This is a genomic window from Vibrio sp. 1CM2L, from assembly GCF_023161695.1.
GTDB lineage: Bacteria > Pseudomonadota > Gammaproteobacteria > Enterobacterales > Vibrionaceae > Vibrio > Vibrio coralliirubri.
Genome location: NZ_JALNTT010000008.1, coordinates 134522 through 151334, shown reverse-complemented (window position 1 = coordinate 151334; position 16813 = coordinate 134522). Strand labels below are relative to the sequence as shown.

14 protein-coding genes are annotated in these 16813 nt (G+C 35.4%); all 14 read right to left on the bottom strand.

Annotated elements, in window-relative coordinates; translation table 11 throughout:
* Positions 1-3: 3 nt before the first annotated feature.
* Positions 4-1116: a GDP-mannose 4,6-dehydratase gene (gene gmd / locus MSG34_RS21255; RefSeq protein WP_248339303.1), complete on the bottom strand. Its 1113-nt coding sequence runs from the start codon at positions 1114-1116 to the stop codon at positions 4-6.
* A 27-nt stretch (positions 1117-1143) separates the two neighbouring features.
* A complete protein-coding gene (locus tag MSG34_RS21250) occupies positions 1144-2295 on the bottom strand; it encodes a hypothetical protein (protein WP_248339302.1) in 1152 nt (383 codons plus the stop codon).
* A 23-nt stretch (positions 2296-2318) separates the two neighbouring features.
* Positions 2319-4262, bottom strand: coding sequence for an acyltransferase family protein (locus tag MSG34_RS21245; RefSeq protein WP_248339300.1), 1944 nt, complete (start codon positions 4260-4262; stop codon positions 2319-2321).
* Between the two features lie 4 nt (positions 4263-4266).
* Positions 4267-5238 (bottom strand): sulfotransferase family 2 domain-containing protein, encoded by a 972-nt coding sequence (locus MSG34_RS21240; RefSeq protein WP_248339299.1) that lies wholly within the window; start codon positions 5236-5238, stop codon positions 4267-4269.
* Positions 5239-5255: 17 nt separating this feature from the next.
* Positions 5256-6203 carry a hypothetical protein gene (locus MSG34_RS21235; RefSeq protein WP_248339298.1) on the bottom strand — a complete coding sequence of 316 codons (948 nt, stop codon included), beginning with the start codon at positions 6201-6203 and terminating at the stop codon, positions 5256-5258.
* Positions 6204-6211: 8 nt separating this feature from the next.
* Positions 6212-7018 (bottom strand): glycosyltransferase, encoded by an 807-nt coding sequence (locus MSG34_RS21230; RefSeq protein ID WP_248339297.1) that lies wholly within the window; start codon positions 7016-7018, stop codon positions 6212-6214.
* Positions 7008-7997 carry a glycosyltransferase gene (locus MSG34_RS21225; protein ID WP_248339296.1) on the bottom strand — a complete coding sequence of 330 codons (990 nt, stop codon included), beginning with the start codon at positions 7995-7997 and terminating at the stop codon, positions 7008-7010. Before MSG34_RS21225 ends, MSG34_RS21230 begins: the two co-directional genes overlap by 11 nt.
* On the bottom strand, positions 7994-10402 hold the full coding sequence (locus tag MSG34_RS21220; RefSeq protein WP_248339294.1) for a glycosyltransferase family 2 protein: 2409 nt from the start codon (positions 10400-10402) through the stop codon (positions 7994-7996). The genes MSG34_RS21225 and MSG34_RS21220 overlap by 4 nt, the downstream gene beginning before the upstream one ends.
* 2 nt (positions 10403-10404) lie before the next feature.
* The gene (locus MSG34_RS21215; protein ID WP_248339293.1) at positions 10405-11040 is read right to left on the bottom strand and encodes an ABC transporter ATP-binding protein; all 636 of its coding nucleotides are present in this window, start codon (positions 11038-11040) and stop codon (positions 10405-10407) included.
* Entirely contained in the window at positions 11037-11774 is a 738-nt protein-coding gene (locus MSG34_RS21210) for an ABC transporter permease (protein ID WP_248339292.1), read from the bottom strand. Before MSG34_RS21210 ends, MSG34_RS21215 begins: the two co-directional genes overlap by 4 nt.
* A 205-nt stretch (positions 11775-11979) precedes the next feature.
* On the bottom strand, positions 11980-13392 hold the full coding sequence (gene cysN, locus MSG34_RS21205) for a sulfate adenylyltransferase subunit CysN (protein ID WP_248339291.1): 1413 nt from the start codon (positions 13390-13392) through the stop codon (positions 11980-11982).
* A 53-nt stretch (positions 13393-13445) separates the two neighbouring features.
* Entirely contained in the window at positions 13446-14408 is a 963-nt protein-coding gene (locus tag MSG34_RS21200; protein ID WP_248339290.1) for a DHH family phosphoesterase, read from the bottom strand.
* Positions 14409-14411: 3 nt separating this feature from the next.
* Complete coding sequence (gene cysC / locus MSG34_RS21195) at positions 14412-15041, bottom strand: adenylyl-sulfate kinase (protein WP_248339289.1); 630 nt, start codon at positions 15039-15041, stop codon at positions 14412-14414.
* Between the two features lie 19 nt (positions 15042-15060).
* Positions 15061-16776, bottom strand: coding sequence for an SLC13 family permease (locus MSG34_RS21190; protein WP_248339288.1), 1716 nt, complete (start codon positions 16774-16776; stop codon positions 15061-15063).
* Positions 16777-16813: the final 37 nt, after the last annotated feature.

Sequence of the window (16813 nt, the reverse complement as noted above, 5' to 3'; positions counted from 1 at the left end):
CAATTAACTCTCTAAAGAAATAGCCACATCAAAACCATGCTCTTTTAATAATGCATACTGTTTCGCCTTAGAGATGTCTGATTGCACCATTTCCTGGCACATTTCTTCAACAGTAATTTCAGGAACCCAACCTAACTTTTCTTTCGCTTTCGTAGGATCGCCAAGAAGGGTCTCTACTTCCGCAGGACGGAAAAATTTAGGATTAACACGAACAATGATATCACCAGCTTTTACGCTTGGCGCTTTATCTATATCAACATCAGTAACCGTAGCAACTTCGTCAACACCGACTCCTGTAAACTCCAGTGTAATCCCTGCTTCAAGTGCAGACATACGAACGAACTCACGCACCGAAATTTGCTTACCAGTAGCGATAACGAAATCATTCGCAATATCTTGTTGAAGCATCATCCACTGCATACGTACGTAATCTTTTGCATGGCCCCAATCACGTAACGCATCCATATTACCAAGGTGCAAGCAAGATTCTAAACCTTGAGAAATATTAGCAATCGTGCGTGTAATTTTACGAGTTACAAATGTCTCACCACGACGTGGAGATTCGTGATTAAACAAAATACCATTACACGCATACATGCCATAAGATTCTCGGTAATTAACCGTAATCCAATATGCGTACATTTTTGCAACGGCATAAGGGGAACGAGGGTGAAAAGGTGTACTTTCACGCTGAGGAATTTCTTTTACTTCACCATACAATTCAGAAGTAGAAGCTTGGTAAAAGCGTGCTTTTTTCTCTAGGCCATTAATGCGAATAGCTTCAAGTAAGCGCATAGTCCCCATACCATCAACATCTGCAACGTATTCTGGAGACTCAAATGAAACCGCCACATGAGACATTGCGCCTAAGTTATAGATTTCATCAGGCTGAATTTCTTTTACAAGACGGATAAGGTTTGAAGAATCGGTCAAATCACCATAGTGAAGGTGAATGTTATCCGAATTTGCAATAACGCTATCGATACGCTCAGTATTAAAAGAAGACGCCCTACGAATAATACCGTGAACTTCATAGTCCTTTTCGACTAGAAATTCAGCTAAATAAGAGCCATCTTGTCCCGTGATACCAGTGATCAGCGCCTTTTTTCTATTCAAAGTAAACCTCGTAAAAAATGGGAGATATTAAATAATTTCAAACTTGATAGTAGGATCAATGTAGCGTGACAATTCCAAAAACAAGCCCGGAGAACTAGTAACAATTATATCAGATGATAATGCAAGCTTCACCGAATCCCAAAGGTTACCTTGATTTTCACCAATTAAACAAAATGAACTCAACTTTATAATCGGGAAAAGCTCTTTTTCTAGAGAACGTTCTAGTTCCCAAAAAGAAACATCGCGACAAAATATTTCCTTCTTAGCTAACAAAGACTTTGTTAGTTTCGTCATACCATCAGAAGTAAAAACAACTTCAAATTGACTAAAACGTGAAGTCAAGTTGCATAGTCGCTCTTCAAATAACTTTAGTTCTTTAAACCTACAACTATTACCTTTAGGGACATCATCAATCAAAGCTTTCTGTGTACGATACAACCCTTTAACATGTACCCATTGTTGTGTATCTACTTCCTTTGCAAGGAGATTCCTAATTGAAGATAGCTTTACTTGCGCTACGTCGCCTCTTCGTACGTGAACACATATCCTTTTCTTAGAAGGTGTTTCAGTGCTCTTGTTTTGTCTTATTGATTGGGTCAAATTACTATTAGAAATTATTTTCAACAATCTAGGATTAGGGATACCGTTAGGATTTATTCGATTCAAAATATCTTCAATATCCTGATCAAAATAACAATCCAAAGTATAGTGAAAATAACAAGGTGCGATACTACCGTCACTTAAAGGTAGTTTAACAATATCCTTAAAGGGATGAAATGTACCATCTAACTGTCCACCCACTATGTGGCTATTATCAAACCCTAACTCCCTAAGCACCTCAGAAATCAAGATTTCATTGCGTCCCTTTTTATCTATAAAATACAACATTGGCTTAAGGCTGTAATACTCACACACCCAATAGAATTTTGATATTTGTTTTAAAATATCACCGACCCCTGCGTGCCTTAAATGCAGAACAGAGACAGGACGTTCATGATAAGATCTTTCCGAACTATATTCGGACAACTTACGCTCAATAAACTCACCATTTCTATTAAACAGCTTAGCTATACGCATAAAAAAAAGGGAAATTTTCAAATTATCCCGTTCAAGTAACAAAGCTTTATCGCGAAAGTAATATGAGACAATCACTAGCTTTGTGGTGAGCTTACTAAACATAAGAACCAACTTTTATACAAGTGTCAATGTTTATCAAAAATAGCATTTTCAATCTCCTTAACTAGAAGTTTCGCCCCATGAGTAGAAAGATGGTCGTCATCAAAGTACAGAATAAGCCCGCCTAAATTTGCGTAGCATCTTGTATTATCGCATAGAACATCAACTGGATATATTCTTGTGATATTACCCCCCTCGATCTTATCGAAATTAGCATATGCGAATTTCATTTCATCAAAATGCTCCTTTAATGAAGTAAACATTTTAATATTATTAATTATGGACAAGTTGTCGACAAATGGCTCTTTGTACATACGTCTCTTTATTTCGTCGGGAACATGGTGTTTGTGTTTTGGCACTGGATATATAAGAAAAATTCGATGTCCGTTATCTGCCCAACCTGACAATGTAGAATGTATAGCATTCTTCGCTTTCACATTAGCCGTTTTAAACATAAAGTCTTGACGTATAGAATAAACAATATCATATTTAACATTCTTATCGCCAGTTAATAGTTCTTGGATTTTTGGAGAATTGTGGTCACAAATATCTTGATTCGAGATCCTCCCTCTTCTTAAGGGATAGGATTCTATACCTATACAACTAGAAGATGTAATACTTTTAAATCCCCAGTTATTATCTTTAGCAAGATAATATAAATGCTTGCCAAGCATACCTGCATGACTATCTCCAATTAGAAGGATTTGTCTATCGCTTCCAGTTAGTTGACAAGCGTCTTCGTATAGACGGCCGTGGCATTTTTTTCCACCAACTTTATGAGCAACATTATCATTAAGGTTAACAAAAGATGACGATACATCTCCAAGTCTATCCGGGATGCCCCCGGTAATTTTCACAAAATAAGAAAAAAATGACAGTCCGAAAGCGATAAAAACAATTACTAGTGCTCGAGGCCAAGTAAAATATAACTTCCTAAACCTTCTTTCGATAACATAATATGATAAAAATGCAAGCGTACATGTAACAAAAATAGCCACTAAAAATGTAAAGACATTAAACTCACGTTCATGGATGATTTTAAAAAATGCAAAAACTGGCTGATGCCATAAATAAAGTGAAAATGAACAAACGCCTATAAACGACAACCAACGAGAAGAAAAAAGCTGTTTTACGTAATGAGAATCACCAGAAAACAAAATAAAAACACAAGTACCAACAACAGGGAACAGTGTTATAAATGAAGGATGGATTGCTGTATTATCGACAAACAGTAAGCAATAAACTACAGAAAGAAGACCTAATATAGAAAGAAAGTCGGCTCTTTGTCGTGTTATGTGAAAATTTTCAACTTTTAGATATACAAGAATAGCGCCACAAAGTAATTCCCAAGCTCTGGAGGGAAGCATATAAAATGACCAGTCTGGATAAAACACAGAGACGTAAGTTGATAAAAAAAATGACGAGATTGTTATTATCAATAACATAGCACGAACATTTAGTTTCGAGTAAATAACTATAGAAAACAATATGAGAGGAAAAATAATATAGAATTGCCACTCTACAGACAGGCTCCATGTGTGTAAGAGTAACCTCAACGAACTATCTGGTGCAGTATAGGAGTTTTCCAACGAAAAATAATAGTTTGACCAAAAGTAAATCGAGCTATTTAGAGATTCTGAAAATAAAGAAAGGTTCGATGGTAAAAGGAAAAAATATGCACATATACTAGTTACAACAATTACAAAATAAAGATTAGGAATGATTCTGCAAATTCTTCTCCATAGAAAAAAAAGATAAGAGAAATTATCATTATCAATATCATTTTTTATAATACTAGTAATAAGATAACCAGACAATACAAAAAAAACATCAACCCCAAAATAACCGCCTTGGAATATTTTATAATCCAAAACACTAAGTTCAGCATGATAAAATATTACAGATAAAACAGCCAAAGCCCGTAAGCCATCTAATTCGATTCGATAGTTTCTAATTTTATTTGGTTTCATAAAACTAGTTCTTTAAAATAGATATTGATAATTTAAATAATTTATTAGAAACCCTAAATGTTTTGTATTTTTCATCTGGATTATTTCTTTCACTTTTAAAATTAAATTTACTTTCTTCGCTTAACATTTGTTCATATTGTGCCACCTTGCTAATTATGAAATTTCCGTTAGGCCGCATTTTCCGAGCTACCTTCATATATTTCAACGCATTTTTTATATCACCATCACTTTCAAATAATGTAGCAATTTTTTTTAACTCCTCTGCTGTTAATCCTAGGTTAGAGGTACGAAAATAGACCTCATAGCTTTCACTAATATATTTATCTTGAGTTATTGATTCTGGAACGTGAGAGCTATATAGAGCCATTTCATAACCAAAAGCTTCGAAATCTTTCTTATATATCTGGTTTATTAACAACTCTTCCTCTTTACTTATGGCTTGCTTGTATTTCCCCTGAGAGTTGGTGAAATTTGGTTGCTTTGTTATAAAACTAATACCATTTTTTTCTAGGTATTGAGACACCTCATCCATATTTTCTAATCTTCCTATAAAGTCAGGAGTAATATCATAATAATGAAGGTTGTATACTTGAGGTCTATAATGTATATCCATTAATTCAGGGGAGTCATCTAGTGCTAGTGCGTTCAGAAACTCTAAAAAGGTAGGGATGGCTTCTATATCGAATCCATATTTTTTAGAAAAAGGCACCCAAACGCCATCTACACTCGTCCTGTTGCTACCAATCTTATCTTTATAGCAAGATAGCGCACGACTATACGGATTTCTAGTTAAACAAAAAAAAGAACTACCTATATCAACTGGTGAGCTGAATGTTTCCCTCGCTATTTTGTGTATATCTTTTTCCACCCCATCTAACATGGAATTTTTGATTGTAGTACATGCGACCTTTGCATTTGAAATAAAAGTCACATTATGTTTTTTTGAATATAAAATGTTTCTCATGTTTGAATCCACGGAACCCCTCCCTAAAATTACAAAATTATCACATTATCTAACAAAGACAATTTTAAAATATCATTCTTCAAATTAATTTTCGACAAACTTAAAATATCTTCTGAATATGGTGAAAACTTATCATTGTTATTTTTATTAACTGATATTCCAGAAAAATTATTTAATTCTTCATTAGAAAATCGTTGCCTAGACTGCAAAATCGAATTGTCAATAACACTTATTTCACCAAAGGAGATATCACTAATAAGATCCATTTTATTAAGTGCAAAGTTGTCGAAGTTAAATATTTTAAATGTCACATTATTATTAGAAACTATCATTGGGCATAATACATTAAACCAACTTTCATTTTCAATAACTATCTTGTGACTATACGAGTCAAAACATATAAAATCATTATGCTTTAAATATTCACAATAAGAAGAAGCGATAAAGTCAGCCATATTCCTAATCGATATATATACAATTAATCTGTTCGCATTTAAATCTCTAATATAGGATTCGAGATAATGTTTAGCATTGCCATATATTTCCCCTGTCATAGGGGTATTGCAATGACCAATAAGGTTCTCGTCAGAAATAATTAAAGGTCGATTTCGACTATATATATTAAGAAGCTGGCAAAAACCAACCTCATGTCGAAGTTCTCTAAACCTATCCAAATCCAAATACTGGACATTGGTTTTTAATGATAAAGCTGAAGAAAGTTGACCTTGCAGATATGTAGTTGCTGTTTTATGCACACCTAAGTGCAAATGAACGACATCAAATCCAACATCTGGCGAATTAACTACATAGAGGTACTCTTCAAGTTTCTTCTTAATAAATCGGGCCTCAGGTTTGAGCTTAAATGCCAACGTCATAAAATAAAGAGCATTTTCGATATCGATATTCTCAATAGCGAGAGCAGCATCTCTAAACCTCTCTGCATCTTCTTTAGCGAAAGTAAGTTTTTTCTTATTCATACAAATATTTACTTCCTTGGGTTGAAATTACTTTCAATTAACCTGTTAATTTTCGAAGGTAATAATGGACGAAAAAGGGGGTAAGATAACGCGACAATCGAGCTAACTCTTCTATCGAAACACCACCAAGCCGAAAACCCGATTTTAAAACGATTATAGCCTACCGATAAAGAGTTCTTACCTTGATATTCAGGTGTCTTTCTATACATCACTAACGATTTCTGTATATTATAAAATATCAATCCATTAAATGCAGATCGTATCCAAAGGTCATAATCCTCTTGCCTATGAGTCGTGTCATGATATGAGCCTATATCTATTATTTTTTGCTTATTAAACATAACAGATGGGTGAATTATAGGGCAACTCCAAATCAGACGTTTAATATCAGAGTCATTCTCTGGAACGTTCAACTTTCCAGTAGTCCTACCCTGCTCATCAATAACATCTGCAAGTGTTCCTACTATATCAGCACTTGTTTTTTTTAAATAAAACATTTGTGTTTCGAATCGGTTACTGATATTGATATCATCGGTATCAAACCTTGCGACCCACTTATAACTACAATTAGCCAATCCTACATTCAGAGCTTTACCAAGGCCTACATTTTTTTTGAGTTGAATAAATTTTATATTTAATATGTGTTTGTATTTTTCTAACAAAATATAGTTTTCATCAGGGATCATCCCGTCGATGACCAATACAGTCTCGGTAGGAAGTAATGTTTGACTCGCAATACTACTCAGTGCTATTTTAAGGTAACTATAGTTATCATTAGCATATGTAGACATTAGTAAGCTAAAATCAAACTTCATTATACTTCCTGGAAAAATTAACAAGGTTTGCAATCAACTTTATTCTATTTAAAATATCATATTTAGAAAAAAATAAAAATCTAAATAATGATTTAATCATTGCAAGGTAGGAACCATTAAACCTATTTAAATACTTCAAATCTTTAAGATAGAGCGATGATTTAATGGAATATTCACTAACATCTAGACTTTTACACAGGATAGGGATAATATTCAGTAATTCAATCCTATCCTTAGAGCGCATACGGACATTACACTGGATATATTTAATAAAAACTTCAATTTCACTGATCTTGTAATCTTCAAACATTTCAGTAAGAAGGTTCTTAGTAGCTTCCATTTGTTCTAAGTTAAAATTATTTGATACTTGCAATGAATGTCGATAATATTTAATCAATGCTTCATCAATATTTGCGACTTGTCCCAACTTAATCAAATCAAACCATAATTTCATATCCTCACAATAGGGATACTTGTTACTATATTTTATTTTTTTTACAATTTCTGAACGAATCATTACAGATGGATGACATATAGATCTCTCATACATGTATAAGTTTGCTTTAATTTCATCGTGCGTACTAGGATATTTAACTAGCACTTCATTCCCAAACTCATCAAAATTTACAATCGAAGAACCAACAGCAATTACATTTTCATTCTTTTCGAAAAAATCAAGTTGCCGCTCTATTCTATTCGGAAACGAAAAGTCATCAGCATCCATCCTAGCGATAAATTGCCCTTTACACTCGGACAGTCCAACATTCAAAGCATTAGTTATACCTTGATTTTTACACAATTCAATCATTTTAATTCTAGAGTCTTTAAAAGATAAAATTACCTCTTTAGTTGAATCAGTAGACCCATCGTCTACTATTACTATCTCAAATTCTGCATAAGTTTGATTTAATAGACTAGTTATAGCTCTAGCTATATACTTTTCAGCGTTATAACAAGGCATCAGGATGGAAGCTTTCATTCCAAACCTTCACAATTTCTTTTTTGAGGACGACCATAAAATAAGAAATGAGAATATAACCCCATATTCATTTTTGACAAACTTGGATTCATCTCTAGATATTTTTTTGCTTCAAACTTACTATTTATAACCTCTCCATTTTTTTCTCCATTCATGATGTAATCAAAGATAACTTGATTTCTTAGCTTGCCATTAGTATTTACAACACCTAGTCTTCTAATAATATGAAAATCACGAAGTTTAATTGCAAAGTTCTTCTTAGACAAAAACTTTAGATTAAAAATACACAACATCAGCATAATCACACCACTTAATATAAAGTTTGGCCCTGGTTTCAATACCGGCATCCCCAAGGGTTCATAATCCGACAATTTATAATGTAACTCTTCCGGCATAACTTGTTTCAAGTGTTCTTCTGAAAACTTCCATATAGGATTAAATTTATTAACGTAATCATTGTAATCATTGTTGGATATTAAAAAGGCCAGATCTACTTCCCATAACTCCGCTTCTTTTATCATATCCAATTCATTAATACACTGAAAAGCAATATTCAAGTTATTATAAACCTCCTTTCTATACTCTACCAATTCAAATGATTCAAAGAAAACTTGTTTATATAAAGAGAAATAAACTGGATAGAAAATGTTTTTATATTCACTGTTAATATCATCAAGTAACAATGATACTTCTCTCATCATTCTTGAACGATATAAACTAACTAAAGGACTGGTTATCTGAGTAATAGATTTATTTTCCACGTCAGAACGTCTATAGTAATAATGCAGTTTTTCATCTATATAAGAAAAGCTTGCTTTTAGCGAATACATTTTCGCAGAGAAGTAATGGTCTTCAAAATAACGCTGTTCTTCTTGGAAGTAGATACCATTTTTTTTAATGAAATCTAATCGAATCAACTTACTCCAAGCCGCGACATCCCATGCAACGATATTGTGCGCTTCCTCATTGTCGATAGTAACATTTGAACGACTCTCACCGGAGTATTTTTCCATCCAATCAACTGGAAATAGTACTTCTTCATCATCAATGTGCTGTGAACTAAATACAACGGCATCTACATCATCTCTAGCTTGCTCATGGATACATTTTTCGATTAAATCTTTTTCTACATAATCATCCGAATCCAAAAATAGAATAAAATCACCCGTAGCATGATTTATACCTGTATTCCTTGCCCCTGCTAAACCTTTATTTTTTTCATGCTCAACAATTGTAATTCTATTATCTAAATACTTTTTAACCTTATCAATAGAATCATCCTGCCCTCTGTCATCTACAATAATTATCTGTAGGTTTTGATATGACTGTTCAACGATACTGTCTAAGCATCTGTTTATATACTGACTAACGTTATATACAGGGATAACTACTGATACTAATAAATCTTCCTTCATTACGGGTAACTTTAACCTTATATTGCTGTCTATTGGAGATGTACTAAATACTGTGCCGCTTTCATTATGGCTAATAAATTTAATGTTTTCATTAGCTGACTTTATATCAATAGGTTCAATATCTTCAGTATTACACAAATCAATATAAATATGATTTTTAAACGCGTAAATTGATGGAAAGTATTCCATTTTAATAAAATATGATTCATCTTCTATAGTTCGATATCGCTGTTTGATCGCTAGATTAAAATCACTTAACTTACTAGCTGCCTCAATAAAGCTATGATAATTTCTATAACTACTATATAGATTAGATGTACCTTGATTTCCCTTTTTCAATAACTCATCTAAAATATCATCACTAAGTTTAATATTCATGTTGTTTAAAGCAGAAAAAAGTTCAATTATTAAAATTTTTGCTTGAAATTCGTTTGATTTAAATACCGACTCAAAGCTAATTGATACAACATTATTTGGTGATTTTTTTTGCAAAGTATCATATATTCCTTCTAGCATTCTCCTAGATGAACACTCATGTTGTATTAATTTCTCTATTGGTATTTTTTTGTTCGAAACATCGGTAGATTTACCCTTCGTGTGCTTTTGGCCCCATATACCAGTATCCTTCGAGAACTGCAGACTGAGCATTCGAGATGTTGCATTTTCTCTATAAAGAAATAGGTGCTTATATCCGTACTCTAAGCTAAGAATAGCTAACATCTGATTTAAATCTTGTGGGATAATTTCCAGACAATGTTTGAAATTTATTTTCTTAGATAGGATTTTTCTCAAATCTCTCTCGAGCTGTACTTTATCCTTTGTATCAATCCATGCTTTGGTAATATCTTTGAATACTCGATCAACATTAAATGGTTCATGTTCAACAGTATCGAATTTAGACAAGGTAATAAGCTTGTGAGCTAAATTCGTACCTCCACTTCGTCGAAAAGTCCATACTATAAAAGGACTTTGTTCCATATCTTTAATCATGGCTAATTGCCCAACCTAATAATTCTCGAGCAAAGGGATTTCATCTGGCCCTCATTATGTGACACAAATAACACACTCTTGTCTCCTTTCAAATTTTCAAGCATTACGCTCTGAGCTTTTTCTTTGAACCTCTTATCACCGACACTTAATATTTCATCAATCATTAGAATATCGACTTGACTTAATACACCAGTAGCAAACCCTAATCTGGATTTCATTCCATTAGAATAGGTGCGCACTGGTTGATCGAAAAACTTACCTAACTCAGAAAATTCTTTTATATCTTCTATCATTCCAATAGCTTGTTTTTTGGTATAGCCATTTAACATTGAACTTAAAATTGCATTGTCTCTTCCCGACAAGAATCCATTAAATCCCAATCCTAAAGATAATAAAGAACATGTATAGTCATCCTTAATAATCACTTGTCCACTATTTGGAATTAAAACACCCGCTAGTACTTTTAATAACGTGGATTTACCCGCTCCATTACGCCCAGAAATACCTAAAACTTCACCTTCATGAAGCGATAGCGATATGTTATCTAACGCTTTATGTGTGAAAGTCTTAAACAATTTGGTTCTAGTAGTATAACTTAAACATATATTCTGAGCGTTTAAAACTATATCATCATTCATGAAAATAAAAACCTAGTTATTTTATTATTACCTTTTTTGAACACCAGATAAACAACTACAGTCAATGATAGGTTAATTATTAATGACGGTAAAAATCTAGAGTAGTCAATAATATCTCCACCAATAAGAACTGAACGATACAAGTCAATATTTAATGCAAGTGGATTTACGTTAAAGATCAAATCAGATACTCCTGATTTCTGTATCGAGTTGATATCCCAGAATATCCCAGAGCTAAATAACATCCCCATCATTAATAATGAAATCATTTGAGTTACATCTTCTGCAACTGCCACAAATACAGACAAAAGCATGGATAAAACTACGATAAACCAATATAACATAACTGAAATTGGTATAATTTGAAGCCATGTTATATAGTTACCTTCGAAGTTATAAATAACACAAAGTATCATTATGACAAATGAAATAGCTGTACGGTATGTGGCTTCTTGAACATTGACAATAGGAAAAACCCACTTAGGAACACTCGATTGCCCTATAATTCCTTTGTTTTGGACTAAACTATTCGCCCCCATGGTTATTCCCTTAGAAAACCACATGAACGTCATTTTTCCTACTATAAGAAACTGAAAGTAACCTTCCCCACCTCGTTGTAATATATAGCCAAAAATCACATAAAATAAACCAACGAATAAGAGAGGTTCAAGAACCCACCACATATAACTTAATAGAAACCTATTAGCTTGAGCCTTCATCTTCATTTTAGCCATTGTATCTATTAGTTCAAAGGACTGTTTAAATGATAAGTTGTTCATAACTTAGGCGCGATATATGAGTGTTTACCAGATTCTTATCAACACTCAAAATGCGATTTCCAATTTATATCTCAGCTAGCTTTGCTTCCGAAATATATTTTAAATATAACCTCATAAAAACAAATATGCGGCTGTTAATTGAATAGCTTTGGTAAAGAGTTTAGATCTCTTTACACTCCCAATCAGGGAACTGTTGGCGAATAAGTGCATTTAGTGCTTTTTCCGCTTCGGTATAAATACGACCAGTAGCATTATTTTCTTTATCCGAAATAGCACTAACCATCCCCGCACCAACAGTCACGTTGTTAATACGGTCAATAACAATAAATGCGCCTGTTTGCGGCAATTGCTGGTACTCATCCATCGCAACATTGTCAGTAAGCTTAATGTTAGTCAGCGCAATCTCGTTAAGCTCTAAGCTTTCTGCCTCTTCAGCATGTTTCTCTAGCGTGTTCACATCCACTTTATGTGCAATGCTAGCCACTTTGCCTGAACAACTCTTTGTTGCGAACTTAAATAGGTACTCTTTGTGCGTCAGCATTGGCTCTTCACCCATCCAAACTAGGTGGGCTTTACACTGATTGGTCACTTTAGGCTCATGGCCTGTATGAACAATCATATCGCCACGAGAGATATCAATCTCATCTTCAAGTGTGATGGTAATCGCTTGGCCTGGCTGTGCTGTTTCTAATTTACCATCGTGCGTAAATACCGATTTCACTTTAGATGATTTACCTGATGGCAGTGCTGTAACGTCATCACCTACCTGAACTTGACCTGAAGCTAACGTGCCGCAGAAACCACGAAAATTTAGATTTGGTCGGTTCACATACTGTACAGGGAAACGCATGTGTTCCAAGTTCTTGTCTTTATTGACCTTAACCGTTTCTAGCAGCTTCATTAATGTCGCGCCCGGGTACCAATCCATTTTTTCACTTGGGGTTACTACGTTATCCCCCTTAAGTGCAGAGATAGGCACAAAGCGAATATCATCAATATTGAAGTTTTTCGCCATTTCACGGTAACCCGCTTTAATCTGTTGATAAACCTCCTGGCTGTATTCCATCAAATCCATTTTATTGATAGCTACAATGATGTGCTTAATACCTAATAACGAACAGATGTAACTGTGACGTCGGGTCTGTGTTTGAATCCCGTAACGTGCATCGACCATCACAATTGCTAGATCGCACGTTGATGCACCAGTAACCATATTGCGTGTGTATTGCTCATGCCCCGGAGTGTCAGCAATAATGAACTTGCGCTTATCAGTAGAGAAATATCGGTAAGCTACATCAATCGTAATACCTTGCTCACGTTCAGACTGCAAACCGTCTACTAACAAAGCCAAATCAAATGATTCATCTGTGGTATTGAATTTCTGAGAATCTTTTTCAATCGCAGCCATTTGGTCTTCGTAAATCAACTTGCTGTCAAAGAGTAAACGACCGATCAATGTCGACTTACCATCATCTACGTTTCCGCAGGTTAAAAAACGCAATAAATCTTTGTTTTCATGAACTTTTAAGTATGCTTCAATATCTTGAGCGATGAGTTCTGAGCTATGTGACATGGTATTTCCTTACTTGTCTAGGCTTGAGTTTCTATTCTTCAAACCGACCAAACTTATTTGTAAAAACGATTTAAAATTTCAATGAATTTGTCTTTCTCGTCGACAGGTAGAGCATTAATGCCCGCAGCGGCTTTTCGTCCCCCTCCGGTCGAAAATTGACTACAAACCTCATCGGCACCTGTTCGATTATTCAAAGGGGCGCGCACACTAACAGTGAAGTCTCGTTGACTCTCATTCAGCGTTAGAACCGCATGCGCTTTGTTAGGTGCTTGGTTAGCCAATGCATTACCAAAAACACCACTAATACGTCTCGCCCAAGGCTCACAAGGCAGTTGATAGATCGTCGCCACATTAGAGGTATTAGCGGGCACTATCGACTCAACGTGTTGGTTATCAGCCTCATACCCGCTTTTGAGATCGTAATAAGGAGAACTTAGATCTCTCTTTAGTTCGAAAGGGGAAGGGTAATTCATCAGTTGTTCGAATAGCTCAGCCGGATCGATATGTAAATCGTCAATTGACGATCCATAGCCGTTATAATTGATTAACGTACCCAGCTCTTTTAAAAATATTCGTTCATCCTGATTCAATCCGACAATATCAGACAACCTCTCAGCATTGACGAGCATGTTGTCACCGTATGCTCCAACTATGGCCCAATCAGCATATCGGCCAGCTAAATGCTGATTAATTAACAGACTTGTGCAGGTATTTGCATCCAGATTAATGAGAGCGGTAAAGTTATCTGCTTGGGGGACTTCACCCGTACGATGATGATCACAATAAAAAAGAGGGATGTCTCTTTCAATTAGGTTGTAGAGTGCATCAATGTTCTTCTCCATCGATATGTCTAAAATAGTACAACCACTGACATCACTTTCTTTCGCTACATTTTGTAAAAGCTTAATATCTCGCTTTACACCTGTAACAAGCTTTGAGCATTTCGGATTTGCCTTCCGCAATTGAAGCAAGGAAATTATCCCGTCAGCATCGCCATTGAATACATCGTAATGCATAATTTAAATATACCCTAGCTTCGATAGTTGATTGATAATCTCTTCAGCACAAGCTTCTACAGATTTATCCTCTGTTTCAACATGGATATCAGCGTTTACTGGCGCTTCATATATAGAATCAATACCTGTAAAGTTATTAATCTCACCTGAACGGGCTTTCTTATAGAGCCCTTTAGGATCACGCTGCTCACATACCGATAATGGTGTATCAATAAAGACCTCTAAGAATTCTCCTGTCGATAACAACGATCGAGCTTGTTCTCGATCAGCAATAAAAGGAGAAATAAAGGCTGTCAATACTATAGTTCCCGAGTCGACAAATAGCTTCGCTACCTCTCCAATACGGCGAATATTTTCGACACGGTCTGTATCACTAAAGCTCAGGTCTTTGTTGAGGCCATGACGTACGTTATCACCGTCAAGCAAGTAACTATGCTTACCTAAACTTAATAATTTACTTTCGACTGCATTAGCAACCGTTGATTTCCCTGAGCCACTTAGTCCCGTAAACCACAGAGCAACTGGTGTTTGCTGTTTTTGTTTAGCGCGCTGCTCATGGGTGACCGTAGAGTTATGCCAGACAACATCATCGCTAACGGAATCGTTGTCTTTAGTTACGTAAGGAGATTTCATAATTACAACTTATATAAAACTAAAATGGGAAGACCATCGGAATAGTTATCGCGGCGATTACTACATATAAAATGGTAACCATCCAACCGACTTTGACAAAATCTAAAAAGGAATACGCCCCCGCATTCATCACCATTAGATTTGTTTGGTAGCCAAAAGGGCTTATAAAGGAGGCACTCGCTCCATAGGCTACAGCCATAGCTAGAGGTAAATAATCAATATTAAAAGTCGTAGCCAATGCTAATGATATTGGTAGCATAATGGCAGCTGCTGCAGTATTCGTCATGATCTCAGTTAACAGAATAGTCAAAACCAACACGCCGACCAACATCCAAGATGGCGATAAATGCCCTGCAACCGATTCAAAGGATTGAGTCAGTGCTAAAGCTAGACCGCTACTAGAAAATGCACTAGCAATACATAAAGCCGATACGAGAATCGTTAATAACTCAAATGGGAAACGCCGCCTCAATTGAGTACCATCTATAATTTTGCAAGCCAAAGATAACAACAAGAAACCAGACAAGGTTTCGATCAGATCTAAACGAGTACACGCTGCTATTACTATGGAAAAGATAAAACCTAAAATTCCCAATAGATTTTGGGGTTTGGATAAAGGGCTTTTTACTGACTTATCGCTTAACAAAAAGAAGTTTCGCGATAAATTAGGTCGTTTTTTAAAATCATCTCCGACAGCAAGAATGAATTTATCACCACTCTGAATAATACATTCCCCGAGCTTGCCAGAGATGCGCTTACCTTGTCGTGCTATTGCGACTACAGCGGCATCAAAGCGAGACCTAAATTCAACTTGTTTTAAAGTTTTTCCTATCAAGATAGATTCAGGACTCACCAATACTTCTACTAGATTCTTGTCAAGCTCAAATTCTTCTTCAACGTAAAGCTTTAATCCATCAAAAGAAGTAAGCTGCTTAACCTCAGATACGTCACCGCTAAATACAAGTTTATCTCCCACTAATATATTTTCACTCGGAGATACGGGAGATATAAGCTGTTTATCACGAATTATCTCGGTCAAAAAAAGACCATCTAAAGAACGTAACCCGTTGTCCAATACACATTTACCCACGAGTTTACTGCCTTCCTCGACTTCCGCATCCAAAAAATAGCTTCCAAATGACTCCATCTTCACAGGTTCATCAGGCAGAAAGCGGGAGACTATCATCACCATCAAGCCACAACCGAGTAACAAACATACACCTACAGGGAAGAAAGCGAATATTGTCAATCCAGGGTAGCCTTGCCCTTCGAGTAAGCCGCTGACCACAAGGTTAGTTGCAGTTCCTATTAAGGTTAAGGTTCCTCCAAGAATGGAGAAATATGACAAGGGTATAAGGAGTTTTTTAGGAGCGTGAAACGGGTTTTTTAGCACACTTCCCATTAAGGTGGCTACTACTGCAGTATTGTTTAGTACGCTAGAACTTAACGCCCCAAGCCCCCCCAACCGCAGCAAAGATTGCCAATAATCACTATGAGATAAAGTTTTAGCCGCCCAATTAAGCAAAGCTGTTCTTTCTAGCACAAGAGAAGAAAGCAGCAAAAGCAGCAATGTGACGACAGAACTATTTGTGGCGGCTGAGAAAACTACTTGTTGAGAAACTTGCCCAAAGATATAGAGCACAGCAACAGCAAAAACAAACACGTAGCTGGCTCGAAAACGATTACTAATTAATGTTGCAATCAACCCAACAAGGACACATGCGGTGACAATCATACTCTAGTGACTCAAGTAATATTCAAAATAGCTATAC